This window comes from Microcoleus sp. MON1_C5 (assembly GCF_036701875.1).
In the GTDB taxonomy this organism is placed as follows: domain Bacteria; phylum Cyanobacteriota; class Cyanobacteriia; order Cyanobacteriales; family Microcoleaceae; genus Microcoleus.
This window is the reverse complement of record NZ_JAUBRN010000069.1, coordinates 1-17,616: the sequence shown is the minus strand read 5'-3', so window position 1 is coordinate 17,616 and position 17,616 is coordinate 1. Positions and strand designations below refer to the sequence as shown.

General features: G+C 45.7%; 16 protein-coding genes. 11 read left to right on the top strand and 5 right to left on the bottom strand.

Features of this window, described 5'->3' with window-relative positions; translation table 11 throughout:
• Positions 1-27: 27 nt before the first annotated feature.
• The gene (locus tag QUA71_RS24765) at positions 28-1,824 is read left to right on the top strand and encodes a metallophosphoesterase (protein ID WP_333289145.1); all 1,797 of its coding nucleotides are present in this window, start codon (positions 28-30) and stop codon (positions 1,822-1,824) included.
• 202 nt (positions 1,825-2,026) lie between these two features.
• On the opposite strand, the gene QUA71_RS24760 is transcribed toward QUA71_RS24765, so the two are convergent.
• Positions 2,027-3,232, bottom strand: coding sequence for a DUF4336 domain-containing protein (locus QUA71_RS24760; protein WP_333289143.1), 1,206 nt, complete (start codon positions 3,230-3,232; stop codon positions 2,027-2,029).
• 210 nt (positions 3,233-3,442) lie between these two features.
• Between QUA71_RS24760 and leuB the strand changes: the two genes are divergently transcribed.
• Positions 3,443-4,528, top strand: coding sequence for a 3-isopropylmalate dehydrogenase (leuB, locus tag QUA71_RS24755; protein WP_333145250.1), 1,086 nt, complete (start codon positions 3,443-3,445; stop codon positions 4,526-4,528).
• 331 nt (positions 4,529-4,859) lie between these two features.
• On the opposite strand, the gene QUA71_RS24750 is transcribed toward leuB, so the two are convergent.
• On the bottom strand, positions 4,860-6,338 hold the full coding sequence (locus QUA71_RS24750) for a bifunctional orotidine-5'-phosphate decarboxylase/orotate phosphoribosyltransferase (protein WP_333289141.1): 1,479 nt from the start codon (positions 6,336-6,338) through the stop codon (positions 4,860-4,862).
• A 239-nt stretch (positions 6,339-6,577) separates the two neighbouring features.
• Here QUA71_RS24750 and QUA71_RS24745 point away from each other — a divergent pair, with 239 nt between their 5' ends.
• The 7 genes from QUA71_RS24745 to QUA71_RS24715 all read left to right on the top strand — a co-directional run bounded on the left by QUA71_RS24745 (position 6,578) and on the right by QUA71_RS24715 (position 12,948).
• Entirely contained in the window at positions 6,578-6,751 is a 174-nt protein-coding gene (locus QUA71_RS24745) for a pentapeptide repeat-containing protein (RefSeq protein WP_333061057.1), read from the top strand.
• A 137-nt stretch (positions 6,752-6,888) separates the two neighbouring features.
• The gene (locus tag QUA71_RS24740) at positions 6,889-7,599 is read left to right on the top strand and encodes a DUF547 domain-containing protein (protein WP_333289139.1); all 711 of its coding nucleotides are present in this window, start codon (positions 6,889-6,891) and stop codon (positions 7,597-7,599) included.
• 463 nt (positions 7,600-8,062) lie between these two features.
• Positions 8,063-8,674, top strand: a complete 612-nt coding sequence (locus QUA71_RS24735) for a hypothetical protein (RefSeq protein WP_333289137.1) — start codon at positions 8,063-8,065, stop codon at positions 8,672-8,674.
• A 373-nt stretch (positions 8,675-9,047) separates the two neighbouring features.
• Positions 9,048-10,448: a DUF2157 domain-containing protein gene (locus tag QUA71_RS24730; RefSeq protein WP_333289135.1), complete on the top strand. Its 1,401-nt coding sequence runs from the start codon at positions 9,048-9,050 to the stop codon at positions 10,446-10,448.
• A 98-nt stretch (positions 10,449-10,546) separates the two neighbouring features.
• Entirely contained in the window at positions 10,547-11,245 is a 699-nt protein-coding gene (locus tag QUA71_RS24725; RefSeq protein ID WP_333289133.1) for a GDYXXLXY domain-containing protein, read from the top strand.
• Between the two features lie 236 nt (positions 11,246-11,481).
• Positions 11,482-12,606 carry a hypothetical protein gene (locus QUA71_RS24720; RefSeq protein WP_333289131.1) on the top strand — a complete coding sequence of 375 codons (1,125 nt, stop codon included), beginning with the start codon at positions 11,482-11,484 and terminating at the stop codon, positions 12,604-12,606.
• A 183-nt stretch (positions 12,607-12,789) separates the two neighbouring features.
• Entirely contained in the window at positions 12,790-12,948 is a 159-nt protein-coding gene (locus QUA71_RS24715) for a hypothetical protein (RefSeq protein ID WP_333289129.1), read from the top strand.
• On the opposite strand, the gene QUA71_RS24710 is transcribed toward QUA71_RS24715, so the two are convergent.
• On the bottom strand, positions 12,941-13,105 hold the full coding sequence (locus QUA71_RS24710; RefSeq protein ID WP_333289128.1) for a hypothetical protein: 165 nt from the start codon (positions 13,103-13,105) through the stop codon (positions 12,941-12,943). The two genes, QUA71_RS24715 and QUA71_RS24710, sit on opposite strands and share 8 nt — an antisense overlap.
• Positions 13,098-13,499, bottom strand: a complete 402-nt coding sequence (locus tag QUA71_RS24705; protein WP_333289123.1) for a methyltransferase domain-containing protein — start codon at positions 13,497-13,499, stop codon at positions 13,098-13,100. The genes QUA71_RS24710 and QUA71_RS24705 overlap by 8 nt, the downstream gene beginning before the upstream one ends.
• 196 nt (positions 13,500-13,695) lie before the next feature.
• Here QUA71_RS24705 and hemH point away from each other — a divergent pair, with 196 nt between their 5' ends.
• A complete protein-coding gene (hemH, locus tag QUA71_RS24700; protein ID WP_190663261.1) occupies positions 13,696-14,859 on the top strand; it encodes a ferrochelatase in 1,164 nt (387 codons plus the stop codon).
• Between the two features lie 208 nt (positions 14,860-15,067).
• On the opposite strand, the gene QUA71_RS24695 is transcribed toward hemH, so the two are convergent.
• Positions 15,068-15,679 (bottom strand): DUF4126 domain-containing protein, encoded by a 612-nt coding sequence (locus QUA71_RS24695; RefSeq protein ID WP_333289122.1) that lies wholly within the window; start codon positions 15,677-15,679, stop codon positions 15,068-15,070.
• Between the two features lie 408 nt (positions 15,680-16,087).
• Here QUA71_RS24695 and QUA71_RS24690 point away from each other — a divergent pair, with 408 nt between their 5' ends.
• On the top strand, positions 16,088-17,374 hold the full coding sequence (locus tag QUA71_RS24690; protein ID WP_333289118.1) for a Glu/Leu/Phe/Val dehydrogenase: 1,287 nt from the start codon (positions 16,088-16,090) through the stop codon (positions 17,372-17,374).
• The last annotated feature ends 242 nt before the right edge of the window (positions 17,375-17,616 follow it).

The following is a 17,616-nucleotide window of genomic DNA, read 5'->3' as shown; positions in this document are numbered from 1 at the left end:
AGACTAATGACTAATAACTAATGACTAATGTTGACACCATTGCCCGATCAATTAAAAAATTCTAGAGATTTGCCCCGCAATCCCTGGTTTTTTGCTGTTTTGATTTTGATTGTCCTACTGCTAGGTTTCATGATGCAATCTTACCTTAATCAACCTCAGCTTTTAACCGATCCGTTTCTGCAACTTCCAACAGCAAACTCGGTGCGAGTTGTCTGGTTTACCGAGTTTGCCGGTACTCGCAACACGGTTGCTTACGGCGAAAATTTGAATGAAACTGCGGCTGCAAATACTACGAAGCTGAGCCGCACTCGCGAAGACAAAGACTCTCACATTTCCGATGAAATCAAACAAAGCATAATTGAAAGTAATCCAATTGTCCGCGAAATCTGGCGCCACGAAGCAGAAGTCGCCAATTTAATGCCCGCTGTTCGCATTCCTTATCGAGTCACCAGCGAAAGGAAAGACGGCGCATCTGTCAGCAGCAAAGTTTTCACTCTTTCTCCGACACCTGCTGCAGGAATTGCGCTCAAAATCCTCCTCACTTCCGACCATCAATTGATGCCTATGACAGCAGCAAATCTCCAGAAAGTAGCCGAAACAATTGGCAGAGTTGACGCTGTTTTTATGGCAGGAGATTTAATTAATATACCCGATCGCGCTTCTGAATGGTTTGACGACTACCGAGGCCGCGCCTTTTTTCCCGCTCTGCAAGGTCGCGCATTTTCCGAACTCGACAAAAACGGCATCAAAACCGTTTACAGCGGCGGCGAACTAATCCAACACGCGCCTTTATTCCCCGCCATTGGCAATCACGAAATCATGGGCAGGTTGGCAACCAACAGCACCCTCGCTGACCAATTTAGTGATTCTTTTCCCCGCGCTGCTGCCGAGAAAATATACGCTCAACGTGCTGCCTCTTTGAATCCTAATAATGACTCTTCAGTGCGGGAAATATGGCTAAAAAACAATACTTTTAATAGCGATACCTATGACGAGATTTTCAATTTACCGGGAGGCAAAAATTACTATGCTGTGACTTTTGGCGACGTGCGGCTAGTTACTTTGTATGTTACGAATATTTGGCGGACTCCGAATTTAGATCCGGGTGCGAGAGGCAGGTATCGCGAACGGGACGAAGATTTTAATAATCCCGAAAAATGGGGATACGGACAGCATATTTTTGAGCCGATTGTCAAGGGCAGCGCTCAATATACTTGGCTCCAAAAAGAGTTAAAAAGTGCGGAATTCCAGCAGGCAAAATATAAAATTGTGATGTTTCACCACCCGCCACATTCTCTGGGCGACAATATTGTACCTGCTTATACTGACCCAGTGCAAATAGTCGATCGCGCTGAGAATGGCGAGATTAAAATGGTGCGTTACGAGTATCCCAAACAGCAAGATTATCTGATTCGGGATGTAGTGCCACTGCTAGAAACAGCGGGAGTGCAGTTGGTATTTTACGGACATTCGCACTTGTGGAATCGATTTATCAGTTCCAGCGGAATGCACTTTTTGGAGACTTCTAATGTTGGTAACAGTTACGGTGCTTTTGCGGGGGAAAAGCGCCGATTTGTGCCGCCGGCATATCGGGAAGATTACAGCGCTATTGGAGACCCGAACGGATTGGAACCTGTGGTGCCGACTGTTGCGCCTTTGTTGGGAGAAGACGGGCGGCCGCTGCCGTATATTGATAGCAATGATATTACGGCTTTTACTATTTTTGATACGGGTAGTGGTGTTGTGAGTAGCTACTATTTTGATACGCGGAAACCGGAGTCGGAAGTGGTGAAGTTTGATGAGTTTAAGTTAAGAAATTCGTAAATTGATTTAGTAGGGCCAGGGCAGTGTTCAAAGGTCTCAACTTAAGACTAAAACCCTCTATTCCTCTCGTTTATATCCAAGTCTCGATCCCCCTAAATCCCCCTCCCGGGGGACTTTGAAGACTCTAGTCCCCCCCTTGTTAAGGGGGGTTAGGGGGGATCTGGGGGTTAGTGGAAATCGAAAAGATTGTGAACTCAAATGATTAAACCTTTTCTTTAGCCGGTGGCACAACACCAATTTTATTCAAACCCGCATCAATCTGCCTGAGCAATTTAAAATCGTCTTCAGGTAAGGAATTAACAGGCGAGTGTTTTTCCAGAAACGAGAATGCTTGCCGAAATTCACGGGGCCGGGAGTCGATCGTACTATCGAAGTGACAAGGTACAATTTTTTCAAAGTCCCAACTCGCCACTTTATCCACCCAATCGAGAGTTTCCCTCGGCGCGCGGTTGAGAATCAAAGTCTGCAAAATCGGCGCGACAAACAACCGCCCTCCTCCCCGCAAAGCCTCAAACGATCGCTCCCAATGTGTTTTCCACTTGAACGGATACAACCCGAAATAAGCTTTCCTAGAGCGTTCTGGCGCTTGGCGCGCGCTGGCAAATACCTCCGACCACCGCGGCACTTCCAGCACGCTAGGCGTAAAATACATGGCAAATAAGGCGATTCTCTGCCACCCTTTGCGCCGATTTTCGTGGGTGTCTGCCACCGTGTCCAAGGCGCTGTCTTTGGCGTGAAATAGCAGCGGGTACGAGTCGAGTTGGACGATCGCGGGCGGATTTTCGGGAATCGAAACTATGGAATCTGTTAACATCAGCGTGCGCGATCGCCTGTGAAATAACGCAACTTCCGCAAATCTGCCCAAACCGAGGTCGAGGGGGCCGAGAATTGCCCAATCAAATTGATCGGCTAAGGGCGTGTTGCTGCTGTCAAAGGGCAGTACAGAGGTGCGTTTGGCGGGTATACCCAGCCAACTCAGCGGCAAATTCACGGGGAAACTCCACTGCTGCGGGGCGACAAACACCTGCGCTTCGGGAAAACACCTCGCAAAGGGGCCGACAAAAACTTTGTGTTCGATCCCCGAAACCGTTGTCAGCAGGATGTACTTCACCTCGCCGTGCTCTGCTACTAACTCTTTTACCAAGCGGATGCACTCAGGAGTCGGTGCAACGGGGGCGTAGACGAGAAGGCCTTCGGGTTCTAGTTTAATTACAGTCATCCGAATCGGGACGACTACGTAGAAAATGCCTTGTAGCTGGTCAAAAGTCCAGATTGTATCTTTAACTATTTCCTTGCGGATGGTGCGCCGCTTGCTGTAGGGATAGAGGGGGACGACCGGCCAAAAGGCCCAAGAATAGTCCCGAGAATCAATCTGTGCTGATGTTGGTATGCCTTCGCCCTCTGCCACTCCGCGACTCCTTGCCGATGTTTTTGTACGTGCGTGCGATCGAACTATTGTTAGTTATAGATTAACTTATCGTCTTGATCAATCGGCGGTTGAAACCGCTTAAGAGTCAAACGAAGTCTGCCTCTGCGGACTAAGAGATCGAGAATGAATTTTTAGCTGACTTGTCCTGATACAATGATAAGCTCGCAAAAATTTCTCAACTTAGTAGATATGACTCAAAACTACCGCATCACTCTTTTACCAGGAGACGGCATCGGCCCTGAAATTATCGCTGTGGCGGTAGATGTCCTGAAACTTGTCGGTCAACAATTGGACATCGGCTTTGAATTTCAAGAAGCTTTAATGGGCGGCGCTGCTATTGATGCAACAGGCAATCCGCTACCCGAAGAAACACTGGAAAAATGCCGCAACTGCGATGCAGTATTGTTAGCAGCAATTGGCGGTTACAAGTGGGATAATTTGCCCCGCGAACAGCGCCCGGAAACGGGATTATTAGGACTGCGCGCCGGATTGGGATTGTTTGCAAATTTGCGTCCTGCGACTATTTTACCGCAATTGGTTGATGCTTCTAGTTTGAAACGGGAAGTTGTCGAAGGCGTGGATATTATGGTCATCCGCGAACTCACAGGCGGCATTTATTTCGGCAAACCGAAAGGTATTTTTGAGACGGAAACAGGCGAAAAACGCGGCGTCAATACGATGGCTTACACCGAGTCGGAAATTGACAGAATCGGGCGAGTCGCTTTTGAGACGGCCAGGAAGCGCGGGAAAAGGCTGTGTTCTGTTGATAAAGCTAATGTTTTGGATGTTTCGCAACTGTGGCGCGATCGTATTATTGCCCTTTCTTCAGAATACCCTGATGTCGAACTTTCTCACCTCTACGTTGACAACGCAGCCATGCAGTTAATTCGCTGGCCGAAACAGTTCGATACAATTGTCACCGGCAATTTATTCGGCGACATTCTTTCCGATGCGGCGGCGATGCTAACTGGTAGCATTGGGATGCTTCCTTCTGCTAGTTTGGGAGCAAGCGGGCCGGGAGTTTTTGAACCCGTGCACGGTTCCGCACCCGACATCGCCGGACAAGATAAAGCAAATCCCATCGCCCAAGTTTTGAGTGCGGCAATGATGCTACGTTACGCCTTAAATCAGCCGGAAGCTGCTAATAAAATTGAGCAAGCAGTGGTCGAAGTTTTGGATCGAGGTTATCGCACTGGTGATATCATGTCGGAAGGCATGAAACTCGTCGGCTGTCGGGCAATGGGCGATGCTTTAATTGAAGTTTTGCAAGGTTGATCTATTTACCTTTACTCGTTCCCAGGCAGAGCCTGGGAACGCATTTCAGGAGGCTCTGCCTCCATTAAAACAAGCCAAACGAGACATCAAGTTGGAGGCAGAGCCTCCGGATATTAATTACCAGGCAGAGCCTGGTAACTAGAAAACGAGACAATTAATTCTTACTCGTTCCCAGGCTGGCTATGCCTGGTAACGCCTTTCAGGAGGCTCTGCCTCCATTAAAACAAGCCAAATGTACATTAAGGTTTACAGCTTGGTGGGGGCGGGTTTATGAGATTATTAATTTTTGGCGTAGATGGTTGGTAAAACCCGCCCCTACAGGAATTGGGGTTTAATGTTCCGGTTTCAAAAGATTGAATTGCTCGGTATCAATTCGATTTGCTTGATACAAAATCTCAGCCATTTCCGAAAGCGCTAACACAGAATGTGCGCGATAACCATTAGCCTGCAATTTATCTTTAACTCCCTGTTCGTGGTCGATTAATACTACAATATCTTCCACATTCAACCCCGCCGATTTTAACTTGCCCGCGCCTTCCATCACGCTTTTGCCACTAATCAAAATATCATCGACTACGACAATCGTTTCTCCTGCCTGAAAATGCCCCTCAATCAATTTGCCGGCACCGTAAGTTTTCACCTCCTTGCGCGGGAAAATCATCGGGCGTTCCATCCGCAATGCTAAACCGGTTGCTGTGGGTAAAGAACCGTAGGGAATTCCCGCAATGCGATCGAATTTTAAATCCTTGAGAATGTCTGCATAAGCGCTGACAATTTGATGGAAAATTTGCGGAATTGAGATAATTTTCCGCAAGTCGATGTAATATGGAAATACAGCGCCCGATGCTTGTACGTGGTCGCCAAAAACTACGCAGCCGATGTCATAAAGTTGCAAGATTAAATCGCGGTGAGGTTCCTGTTGCAAAAAGCAAACATCCGGCAGCCACAGTTCGCAAGTGGGGCTACCTTCGATCGCCTTTAGCCTCTGTTGATTAATATTATCCCGCAATTTCTCAATTTCTCGGCGCGGCTCTTTCTGCGCTAATAAACTCGGGGGGACTGGCAGCAATAAACCTTCACCATTCTTGCTTAAACCGGCCGCCAGCAGTTGTGCGAGGTCGTTTCCTTCTGCGAGGTCAATTTCTTCGGCGATGTCTCCTTCCACTAAAATTAGGCGTTCAGGAGCAGCTTGGCGGATGCGCGCCAACATATCCGGCATTAGTCCTACTTCTAAACCGAGTTTTTCGGGAGTTCCCCAAGTTTGAGAGAGTCGGACTAATTGCAAGTACAAAGGGTTTTCTGGCGTCGGGTATTCTTGCACAGCCTCGGCTGAGGGGTTGGCGGTGCCACAGAGTACAAAAACAGTTTTTCCGGCGTATAACAAAAAAGGCGCTACTTGGTCGAATCCGGCATAGGGACTTAAAGTAATAGCGTCAACTTGCCAGTCTTGAAATACAATTTTGGCAAACACTGTGCTGGTATTTAAATCGCAGTGTTTGGCATCTAAAATTACTGGCAGGTGAGGGGGAATAATTGTTAAAATTTCTTGCAGCAATGCCCAACCGGGAATACCGAGAGATTGGTAAAAACCGAGGGTGATTTTGCAAGCACAAATTAAATCTGCTGTTTGGTCGATCGCACTTTTTAGCTTTGCCAACAAATCAGTTACAAAACTTTGAGTTTCCTCCCCAGTCATCGAAACCAGCGGGGCCAAGGTTTCCGGGTCTGGATCGAGGGCTAAATACAGCAAACTTTGATTTTTTTCAACAGCCGCTAACAGTTTATCGAAAAAGTCGGTGCGATCGCTCATAGTGTGTTAGGAAGGTAAGGGGAAATTAAAAAATTGCAGATCAAAGTGGGATTGGTGTTGTGCCGGAAGAAACCGATCCCCGTTGAAATTGAAATTAAGAATCTTTTAAGATTGTAGAATGTAAAGAGCAGGAAATCTGTAACTTTGCGAGCAGTTTCATGGGGAATGATTTTCGGGTTGGCTACACCGGTGATTGCACCTAACCCCCAGCACGTCAATTAGTTGCGGTAAACTAACCAGTGTCCGGGCAGCGATTTTATCGGCATTCCCTGCCGCACGCGAGTTTAGCAAATGCCCATTTGCAAGGGGCAGATTTGAGAGAAGCAAATTTTAGGGAAGCTAATTTATCGGGGGCAAATTTGAGGGGGGCTTCTTTGTGGCAAGCTAATTTACAAGGCGCTAATTTGACTTAAGTTAATTTAATCCAGAGCCCGTTTAAAGGGGCTAATCTAAAAAATACTACCGTTGCAGGTGTTGTTTCGGTTGACAGTAGTATTAAATAGAAGCAGAAGTTAAAGCAATGCCCGCCTTATCATAGGGATAGTAATAAATGATCGCTACGATCGACTTTAGGATTTGGGACGAGTTGCTGCAACGCTACGTTGACGATTTCGGCCGCGTCAATTATCGGGGCTGGAAAGCTGAAGGGGCGGATGTTTTGAGGGCGTGGCTGGAAAGTTTGGCCGATTTAAATTTGGCGGATTGTAGTGATGCGGATGCGCGGCTGGCGTTGTGGCTGAATGCGTACAATGCGATCGCAATTTCTCAAGTTCTGGAAGTATATCCGATCGCGTCGATTCGTCCCAAAGTTTTGGGAATTCCCAACTGGCTGAGTTTTTTGGATTTTTTCACTCGTTCAAATTCGATTATTGGCGGCAAAAAGTACAGTCTCAATCAAATTGAACACGCAATTTTGCGGCCGGAATTTGCCGAACCGCGCATCCATTTTGCATTAGTTTGCGCTTCTGTCGGGTGCCCGCTGCTGCGCCGCGGGGCTTATTTCCCCGAGTCGGTACGGACTCAACTAGAAGCGGATGCCAGCCGTTTTATTCACAATCCTGATAAGGTGCGATATGATGCCCAGAAAAAGACGCTTTATTTGAGCAAGATTTTTAAGTGGTACGGCGAGGATTTTGTAAAGGCGGCGGGTTCGGTGGCTGACTATGTGGGTGGTTATTTGGGGTCGGAGGCGGCTGTGGGTGATGGATGGGCGATCGTTTTTTTGCCTTACGACTGGAATTTGAATCGGGTTGAAGGATAAAATTTGCGCCTATGGTAGGTGTTTTTTTGAGGGGGTAATTTTTTTCGGCTGTATCAGTTGCGTAGTATGGGTTTAAGGCACTTTATGAAAAATCAGACGCAAATGCTGTATTGCTTGCTGTCAAAGGTTTTGAGGTTTGTTGAAAATTTTGCCTCTTGACAGGTCGGTATTGAAAAGGTACTTTTAGTACAGACGCAAACGAACCTTGAAAACTAAATACAGTAAGAGTGTCAGAAACCAACTGTTGCAATTAACCTAACTCCCTATCAGGGATTGAAACGTGAACTCTTACAGAGAGCGCCTTTACGGGCGCTTTGTTGCAATTAACTAACCTAACTCCCTATCAGGGATTGAAACTGGTGTATGAAATATACGATCCCAGACGCAGACAGTTGCAATCAACCTAAATCCCTATCAGGGATTGAAACGAAGAAATGAAAATTATTATTAGAGGATAAAAATAATGGTGTACAAACTATTAATTGCTGTGCTTTGTCTCATTCTTACATTTCCTACAGTTGCTTATGGATTTTCGGATGTAAATACTTCTAATGACATAATAGATAATTATACAAGGAGTAAAAAAATAGAAAAAAGTGAGTATTACAAAGTAAGAGAAGCACTATCAGCCACTGAATTTATAGAGACCACAATAGAAAAAGTCCAGCCTGTTTCTCCACCACCATTAACACCAGTTATTCAAATAGTAGGATATATATCTAAGGTTTTGCAATGGGGAATATATCTGGAGGATTGGCTGAATACTGACAAAGAAATTGCAATGAGAATTAATGATGTATTAACTTCTATCAAACGAGAAAATGCTACTGATCGAGACTTATATATTAAATTTGAAGAGTATGTCAAAACTACTTTGCAAAGCTGGGTACCAGACCGTGATTATCCGCAAATAGGATATCTACCAAAAAAACTAATGTACAATCAATCGCTGGGTGAATCCGAAATAACTAAATACTGGCCAGAAGCTTCTCAAAAAGAGCAGGCAGAATATGTTGCTTTAACTTTTGATGAATTAATTTTGAATTATCAATTGCTTGCGAATGATTTACATTAAAGTAATTAAGATGGTTATCTAAATATAGCTTGCTTGCTCTTCAGATTGTATCGATCGAGCAAAGACACTACCGAGTGTAATTCTGTCATTTATCTACTTGTCCAGTTGTCCACTTGACAAATTCTAACTTGTCCAGCAGGCCGCAATCAACCTAAATCCCTATCAGGGATTGAAACTCATTCGGCATATTCCACGCATATTTTATGCCCCGCAGCCACAATCAAACTAAACCCCTATTAGGGATTGCAACTAACATCAAAACCCAAAAAAGACTTTTGTGCAAGTTCAGCAGGTGTCCCAGCCTCCATCGACAATCAACCCACAAGTGACATATTAATAGCTATCACAGTTCAAATCCTCTGGAATATTAAAAATGATTTCAGATAAATTTCGACGGGAGTTGCGAGATCAAGCCAAACTCTGGCAAGCAGAAGGACTCATCGATACTTCATTGTACCAACAACTTTCCGAACGCTACCAATTCAACACACTCGAAACCGCCTCCCGCAACCGCTTCCTCAGCATTCTCATCAGTCTCGGCGGCATTCTCCTCGGTATAGGAGTCATCACCTTTGTAGCCGCAAACTGGCAAGTTTGGTCGCGAGAAGCGAGAGTTGCGCTGCTGCTAAGTCTTTTCGTAGCAGTCAATGTGGCGGGTTTCTATCTGTGGCGCATTCCCCCATCCCGAAGCCAAAACTCCAATCTCAATTTGCCCCTAACAATAGGGCGAAACAAACTCCTGGGTGAAGGATTGTTGCTGTTAGGAGCTCTGATTTTAGGAGCAAATATGGCATTGATGGCACAAATGTTTCACATTGGCGGTTCTTCCTACGGACTTTACCTCACTTGGGGAATCGGCGTGCTCGGAATGGCTTACAGTTTGCGGTTGACTTCCTTGGGGGTTTTGTCCGCACTTTTAGTTGGTTTAGGCTATTGGATTGCCGTGTTAGATTGGTCTTCCAAAGTCGAGTTTTCTTGGCTGGAAGTTTTGGTGCGGCAAATGCCGATCGCAGCCAGTATAATGTTTGTGCCGCTGGCTTATTGGTGTCGATCGCGTGCTATTTTTGCCATAAGTGCGATCGCGATAATTTTTTCCCTACAAGTTTCTATCGTCCAAGGGTTAAATCAAACTTGGGCTGTGACAATGTTTTGCGCCCTACCGCCCGCTTTGCTGTGGGGATACGACGATGCAATCTGGCCGAAGGTAAACAGCAGGCTGTTTCAACCTACCGCCCGCAGTTTAGCACTGCTGTTTCTCGCCGGTTTGTTTTATGTTCTTTCTTTCCACTGGTTGTGGCAAAATTCGCCGAATCCTGCCTCAACTGAGCCCGATTGGGTTTTGCTGGCAAATGTGGCTGTTTTGGGCGGTTTCACTGTGTTTGAGTGGCTGCGCTTGGGACGTTTGGAACTGCGGCGACCAAAACAAAAAGCACTGGATTTGACTACAAGTGCGATCGGCATTTTAATCCTCGCCAGCGCCTTAATACCGCTTTTTCACCTCAATTTTACTCCCATTCCTCAATTAGCGACTTTTCTGTTCAATGTTTTATCATTTCTGCTCGCTGTCGGCTTAATTCGAGAAGGTTTAGCGTTAGGAAACCGCAAGACTTTTTGGGGAGGCCTGGTATTAATCACCCTGCAAATTATCAGCCGAGTATTTGAATATAACACAGGATTGCTGCTCAAATCTTTTGTCTTTGTTTTGTGCGGAATTGGCGTAATTGCTGCGGGTTTGTGGTTCGAGCGCCACTTCGCAAAAATCCCCGCTGAATAGAAATTATTCATCTCTCTCTTCTCTAACTCAGCGCCCTCTGCGGTCTCTGTGGTTTAATCATTCCGAAACAACAGTAAACAATATAACCCATACCTAACATGAGCACAAACAACATTGACTTATTAGTTAAAAATCCAGATACAACAAATGTGTTTCAGCTTCCCCCGGAAGCAAAACGCCTTCCCGCGTGGCGGCTGTGGATTCCTTTGCTCCTGCAAATCGGACTAATTGCCGCCGTACCCGCTCCCGCAGTTTACACTTTTATGACTGGCAAAACAGTTGTCCTACAAACAGTACCAGTAGACCCTTACGACTTTTTGCGCGGATATTACCAAGTTTTGAGCTATGATATTTCTGCTAGCACAAATCTCCAAAAACTCCCCGGCTGGAAAGATTTACCTAAAGAAAAAATATATTGTTCGCCCGGAGTTGTTTGTCCACAAAATACGAACACTGTCAAGGCAAAAACCAGTTTTTATGTAATCTTAGAAGCGCCAAAAGCCGGGACTAATCCCGGCCGCCCCCAAGCTTGGAAACCCGTCCGCGTCAGTCTAGAAAATCCCACCAATTTGCCCGCCAATCAAATCGCAATTAAGGGCAAATATAACGGTTGGCAGATGGAATACGGCTTAGAAACTTATTATATGCCAGAGGATGAAAGGGAAAAAGTCAATCAGGAGATTAGCGAAGCTCAAAGGAACCAGCGACAATCTTTTTTGGTAGAAGTAAAGGTTGACAAAACAGGCCATGCTGTGCCTGTGAGTTTGTGGGTGCGCGATCGCAATTATCGATTTTAACCAAAAAGGGCAAAAGGTCGATCGGTCTTTTGGCCTTGTTTTGAGTATTTTTGCTTAGATAGAGGCGGAGGTTGGGCGATTCCCTACCCTTCACCGAACGCACGCGCGTTGGGGATAGCTTCGCTCGCGCAGACATTTCAATTGCCGACAACCCAGGAGAATCTATTAAGATATATAAGACTTGTGCAAATCTTGCCAATTCAAGGGCGCAAGTCATGACTCTACTGGAGCTTCTCATGTTAGCCGAGCTAATCTCAGCCAGACGCATACTCAAGACCAAACTCCTCGACTTCTTAGGACTTCCCGACAATTGCCAAGACAAAACCGATCACCTCGTCAACCAAATTGTATCCCTGCTGGAAGCAAATCCAGCCGAACAAGAAAGATTTTGGGAGACATTCAAAAGTGAATTAGCCGTCGATCCTGCTGAATTAGAAGCAATGCTCAAGTGTTCGCCAGCAGAACGCCAGCAGTGGATTGAACAAGACAAACTCCCTGTTCTAGAATACCGCTCTTTCCGCAAATCAGGAATCCATTTAGAATATCCCGTTCACGACAGAAGATTCATCTTAAGTCTAACGCCAACCGATATTAATAATTGGCGCAAAGAACCCAAAGGGCTGATTAAAAATAATCGCCAAATACCCCCCCCAATCAATACAGAAAAACCTGAAGAAAACGAAGAATCGCGAGTAGCTTTTAGTTCCGAGTGGGAAAAAATCATTGCCGACTGGAAAGAACAAGGTTCGGCGGAAATTTCAGCAACCTTCCAGCTAGCTTACTGGACAGTGTGGGCGTCGCGCTGGGCTAAAGAAAATCAGCTCAACAGCTTTAAAGCAATTAATAAATATAAGGAAGTCTACGAAACTCACCAGCAGGAATGGTACCAGCGAAAAAATCAAGCAGTCAAGTTACTGATTGAAATGCCTTACGCCATGCTTTACTTCTACCGTCCGGCGGATTCTGACAAATTATATCTCGAACTGTGCGACGACCACCAGGAAATGATGAAAGATGGCTACTATTGGGACAAGTGGGACTTTTTCTATCAGAACCGCAAAGTTGTAAATAAGTGTCGCGAATGTGTGTACTCCGAAACCAAAGATTATTACTCGCTTTACTATCTCGAAATCAAGAGCGACAAGTTTCCCGATTTTAGTTTTTCTTTCCACACGCCGTACACGATCGGCAGAAAATTTTTGCCACATCCAGAGACGTTGCCTTATGTAGACCACGTAGAACAGGACGGCATTTTTCGCTTTGGCCGCCCGCTGCTGGAACAAGAGAAAGCTATTCACACAGAAAAGGATGTATTGCTCAAGTTTGAGGCGGCTTTAGCAGAAGCGAAAAAGTTTGTTTAGTTATTAGTCATGAGTCATTAGTAGACTTATTACATTTTTTTTTGATTGATAGGGAAACCGCAGATAAACGTAGGTAAACGCAGATGCTTTTCCAGATAGTTGGCGACTTTTGCCATTCAAGTCTACTAATGACTTTTGATATCGTTTCCGGCTGCATCGGAATAATAAATTCGAGGGCAATTAATGAATGATTTTTACAAGTCCTTACCTATCTCGGCGCAATTTTCAGTTGTTCGATTCACAGTCAGCAGTCAACAGTCAACAGTCAACAGTCAGCAGTCAGCAGTCAACAGTCAGCAGTCAACAGTCAACATCATTCCGGTGCAACCGGAATTTATATGACTAATAACTTTTGAACTTGGATTACTTGAATGCTGCCGCCAGCATAAAATTTGGGTTGTTGAGTTACTTCGGAATTGTACGATCGCCATCCCACCTCTGCCAACAAACTTTCCAAGTCAGTTTCGATCGACTTCCAAGCAGTTTCAGTCTCAAACAACCACAAAAATACAGCCAATCCGGGCAAAAATACCGGATTGGTAGGCGAGTGAAAATCTACCAAAATGAATAGACCACCGGGCTCGATCGCGCGCTACACTTCTTGAAATATTTGTCGCAATTGCGCCCGTTCCATTTCGTGCATCGCAACGCTGCTGTACACTTCTGTCAAACTGACAATCCGCCAAAGGCATCGACTCAGCAAAAGCTTCTACATAATTGGCTGATGGTACATTTTTCGTTGCCCATTGCAGAGATAATGGCGAAGCGTCAAGTCCTGTGACATCCTGGAAATATTGCACCAGAAATTGCTTAGTTTGAGCGCTACCGCAGCAACGGTGTAAAACTTTAGTTTCCGCGCTGACGGTAAAATTTTCCCAGGCTACTTGAGTCAAACGAGCATTGCCGCCTACGCTCAAAGCAGCCAGACGCGCGATCGCATCGTACAGTCACTGATACCGATAACTTAAATCTCTAAAAATTGTTCCCACAGTCAAAATTATGTATACCTTGCTATCGACTTAAGATATTATTAAGTTATATGATAAAGATAAGTAACAGAACTGAGATATTGGGAGAGCTGTAACCGCTATGGGTCGTGTGGGAGTATTGCTATTAAACTTGGGCGGGCCAGATCAAATCGAGGATGTCCGTCCTTTCCTGTTCAACTTGTTTGCTGACCCGGAAATCATTCGCATCCCGTTTCCGTGGATGCAAAAACCGCTCGCCTGGTTGATTTCGACCCTGCGCTTTCAAAAATCCCAGGAAAACTACCGCCAAATCGGGGGCGGCTCTCCTTTGCGGCGGATTACCGAAGAACAAGCCGCTTCGCTGCAAGAACGATTGCAGTCCAAGGGACAAGATGCTCGAGTATACGTGGGGATGCGCTACTGGCATCCTTTTACCGAAGAGGCGATCGCCAAAATTAAGCGCGATCGCATCGAACATTTGACAATCTTGCCGCTGTATCCTCAATTTTCCATCAGCACCAGCGGTTCTAGCTTCCGGCAGCTAGAAGAAATGTGGGGCAAAGATCCTGCCCTCAAGGATATCGAATATACCGCGATTCCTTCTTGGTATAAGCGGCCAGGCTACATTCAGGCAATGTCGGAACTGATAGCCCAAGAACTAGACCACAATCCGAATCCCGATCGAGTTCACATCTTTTTCAGCGCCCACGGCGTCCCCCTCAGCTACGTAGAAGAGGCTGGAGACCCCTATCAGCGCGAGATTGAAGATTGCACTCGTCTGATTATGGAACATTTGAACCGATCGAACGAACACACTCTAGCTTATCAAAGTCGGGTTGGCCCGGTGGAATGGCTCAAGCCTTACACCGAAGACGCCATTACCGAATTGGCAGAGAATGGAGTCCAAGATTTGTTGGTAGTTCCGATTAGTTTTGTTTCCGAACACATCGAGACTCTGCAAGAAATTGACATGGAGTATCGAGAATTAGCAGAAGAATCGGGGATTAAAAATTTCTACCGAGTGCCCGCCCTGAATACTCATCCGGTGTTTATTGAAGCTTTGGCCGATTTAGTCATCGAGTCGATCGAATCTCCCAGCGTTAAATTCTCGGATGTTATACGCCCTTCCAAGACAGTGAAAATGTACCCTCAAGAGCAGTGGGAGTGGGGTTTGACCACGGGGGCGGAAGTCTGGAACGGTCGTGTGGCGATGATTGGTTTTGTGGCACTATTGCTGGAGTTAATTACGGGTCAGGGCCCGCTACACTCGATCGGATTGCTTTAAATTGACAGTTGACAGTTGACAGTTGACTGTTGACTGTTGACTGTGGTTACAAATGACTAATGATATAAAATCCGTTGGTATCGGAATTATTCATCTGTCTCTTCTCTTCCTTAGCGCCCTCTGCGGTCTCTGCGGTTAAATCATTCCGAAACAACCGCAAACAATATGACTAATAACCCATAACTAATTACCAGTAACTAATCACTAACTAATCAGGATCGCGCTTGCGGCGGCGGGGATTTCCCCTATCGCCCGGTATTCCCTGACTTTTGTACCAGCGATACCACTCTTTAGAACTGCGAATTGCCAGCCACAGCAGCATCATCGCAACTAACCCTCCCTGGCGCGGTGCGTCAAAGGCAAACAAAACCAAGGAAATGGACAGAACATCTTGGAGGAAAATCACCCAAATCGGCAAACCCCGCAGCCGATAAAACCATCCTGCTTGTACCAGTTGCAGCACTAAAGCCAACAAACCTCCGACAATACCAATTATCCACAGCATCCAAGGGTGAGCAATAATTTCATCGATCGAACTTACCTGAGCGATCGCAATTCCCATAATTGCTCCTACAAGGGGGCTGAAAATAATTTGCACAATTTGCAGTACCCGCTGTCCCACAAAAGTTTTAGAAGCAAATAACTCTAACAGCGACCAACTCACCAAGATGGTGATAGCCACCTGGGGGGGAACCCCCGACAATAAGGGTATTTCCGACCAAAGTTTGTCAATCCGCAACAAACCAATTAACAGCAGGGGCAGGGCAATTCTCATACCCCCTGCCGCAGACGCAGAGAGTGCGGCTAGGAGTCCAACCATAATAATAATTCAGTTTCTAACGTCAGCTAAAGCCTCGATGTATTTCAGAATTTAATTCCCCTGATGGCTGGCTGTGATTTGAGCGAGCGAACTCAAATTGCGGCTTGAGGTTAAATATCACCTTCTATTGTAAGTGTATCTGCTTAATCGCTGCTTGGCACGGCGAGATTGTCGATCGACACAAGGAAGTTTGTGGACAGTTGACCGTTGACAGTTGACAGAATTCAACCTGGATTGTGATTTAATTAAAATGTATAGGAAAACCAGTAGCTCAGCCGAAATACTTAAAATTAAGATGTCAGCTATTCTTCCTTCTTCCCTCTGACTTCAAAATCTGACGGACACTAAATAATTAATCCGTGTATCCGTGTCAAAATCCATGTCGTGCTTTCCTTCTTCCTTCCTATTATGTCTGATTCATTATTTGCCGATGCCAGTCGCCGATTAGAACGAGCCTTAAAATATGTGTCCCTTTCCGAGGATACTATTGAACGGCTGAAACACCCCAAATCCAGTTTAATTGTATCGATTCCCGTGCGGATGGACGACGGTTCCCTGCGAATTTTTCAAGGTTATCGGGTGCGCTACGACAATACCAGAGGCCCGTCTAAAGGAGGAGTGCGCTATCATCCGGAAGTATCCCTTGATGAAGTGCAATCCTTAGCATTTTGGATGACTTTTAAATGTGCAGTTTTGAACTTGCCCTTTGGAGGAGCCAAGGGCGGAATTACTCTCAATCCCAAGGAATTGTCCAAACTGGAATTGGAACGGTTGAGCCGGGGCTATGTCGATGCGATCGCAGATTTCATCGGCCCGGATGTCGATATTCCCGCGCCGGATGTCTACACCAATCCCATGATTATGGGTTGGATGATGGATCAGTACAATATTATTAAGCGGCAGCTTTCTCCAGCGGTGGTGACTGGTAAACCAGTGACAATTGGTGGCAGCTTGGGCAGAGATACGGCAACAGCAATGGGTGCTTTTTTTGTAGTACAAACTCTTCTACCCAAATTTGAGCTAAATCCTCAAGATACAACTGTCGCAGTACAAGGTTTTGGTAATGCGGGTGCAGAAATAGCAGAACTTCTGTGGGAAGCAGGTTACAAAGTTGTTGCTGTCAGCGATTCCCAAGGGGGAATTTATGCTAAACAAGGTCTGGATATCCCGAGTATTCGAGGCTTTAAAAACTCTAACAAAGGTATCAAAGCTCTTTACTGTGAAGGTTCTGTTTGCAATATTATCGAACACGAAATATTGACAAATGAGCAACTTTTAGCATTAGATGTAGACGTGCTGGTGCCAGCAGCTTTGGAAAATCAAATAACTGAAGCGAATGTTAATGATGTTAAGGCTAAGTTTATTTTTGAAGTAGCTAACGGGCCGATTGATTCTGCTGCTGATTTGGTTTTAGAAGCGAGGGGAATTCAAGTAATACCTGATATTTTAGTCAATGCCGGAGGCGTAACGGTTAGTTATTTTGAGTGGGTGCAAAATCGCAGCGGGCTTTATTGGACGCTGGAAGAAGTCAACCAGCGGTTGAAGCATAAAATGGTCGAAGAAACTGAGGCAATTTGGAAAAAATCTCAGGAATTGTCAGTTTCGATGAGAACTGCTGCTTACGTGTACGGGTTAAATCGACTCGGAGAAGCGATGAATGCGAAGGGAACGCGGGATTATTACATAAACGGTTGACAAGAGTGCGGTAAGATTGCCCGATCGTACAATCTTACCGCAGTTATTCGAGAAGAGCGCAGTCTAGGAACCGACTTGGCAAAACTTGGCTTTGAATTGGGGAATTTTAGGTTTGCACGCAGCCGTTTATTTTACCACAACTTTGCTGTTGCAGAAGCGGAAAGATATAGCAACCGCCAAGGCGGTTAAGCCCTAGACTGGAAGTATCCCTTAATCTTGCTCCGGCTGTGCCGGAGCGAAAC

What these genes read in the sequence shown, in the direction of transcription:
- QUA71_RS24765 (WP_333289145.1), top strand. Translation starts at nt 28, where the DNA reads ATGTTGACACCATTGCCCGATCAATTAAAAAATTCTAGAGATTTGCCC.
- leuB (WP_333145250.1), top strand. Translation starts at nt 3,443, where the DNA reads ATGACTCAAAACTACCGCATCACTCTTTTACCAGGAGACGGCATCGGC.
- QUA71_RS24750 (WP_333289141.1), bottom strand. Translation starts at nt 6,338, where the DNA reads ATGAGCGATCGCACCGACTTTTTCGATAAACTGTTAGCGGCTGTTGAA.
- QUA71_RS24740 (WP_333289139.1), top strand. Translation starts at nt 6,889, where the DNA reads ATGATCGCTACGATCGACTTTAGGATTTGGGACGAGTTGCTGCAACGC.
- QUA71_RS24735 (WP_333289137.1), top strand. Translation starts at nt 8,063, where the DNA reads ATGGTGTACAAACTATTAATTGCTGTGCTTTGTCTCATTCTTACATTT.
- QUA71_RS24730 (WP_333289135.1), top strand. Translation starts at nt 9,048, where the DNA reads ATGATTTCAGATAAATTTCGACGGGAGTTGCGAGATCAAGCCAAACTC.
- QUA71_RS24725 (WP_333289133.1), top strand. Translation starts at nt 10,547, where the DNA reads ATGAGCACAAACAACATTGACTTATTAGTTAAAAATCCAGATACAACA.
- QUA71_RS24720 (WP_333289131.1), top strand. Translation starts at nt 11,482, where the DNA reads ATGTTAGCCGAGCTAATCTCAGCCAGACGCATACTCAAGACCAAACTC.
- QUA71_RS24715 (WP_333289129.1), top strand. Translation starts at nt 12,790, where the DNA reads ATGAATGATTTTTACAAGTCCTTACCTATCTCGGCGCAATTTTCAGTT.
- hemH (WP_190663261.1), top strand. Translation starts at nt 13,696, where the DNA reads ATGGGTCGTGTGGGAGTATTGCTATTAAACTTGGGCGGGCCAGATCAA.
- QUA71_RS24695 (WP_333289122.1), bottom strand. Translation starts at nt 15,679, where the DNA reads ATGGTTGGACTCCTAGCCGCACTCTCTGCGTCTGCGGCAGGGGGTATG.
- QUA71_RS24690 (WP_333289118.1), top strand. Translation starts at nt 16,088, where the DNA reads ATGTCTGATTCATTATTTGCCGATGCCAGTCGCCGATTAGAACGAGCC.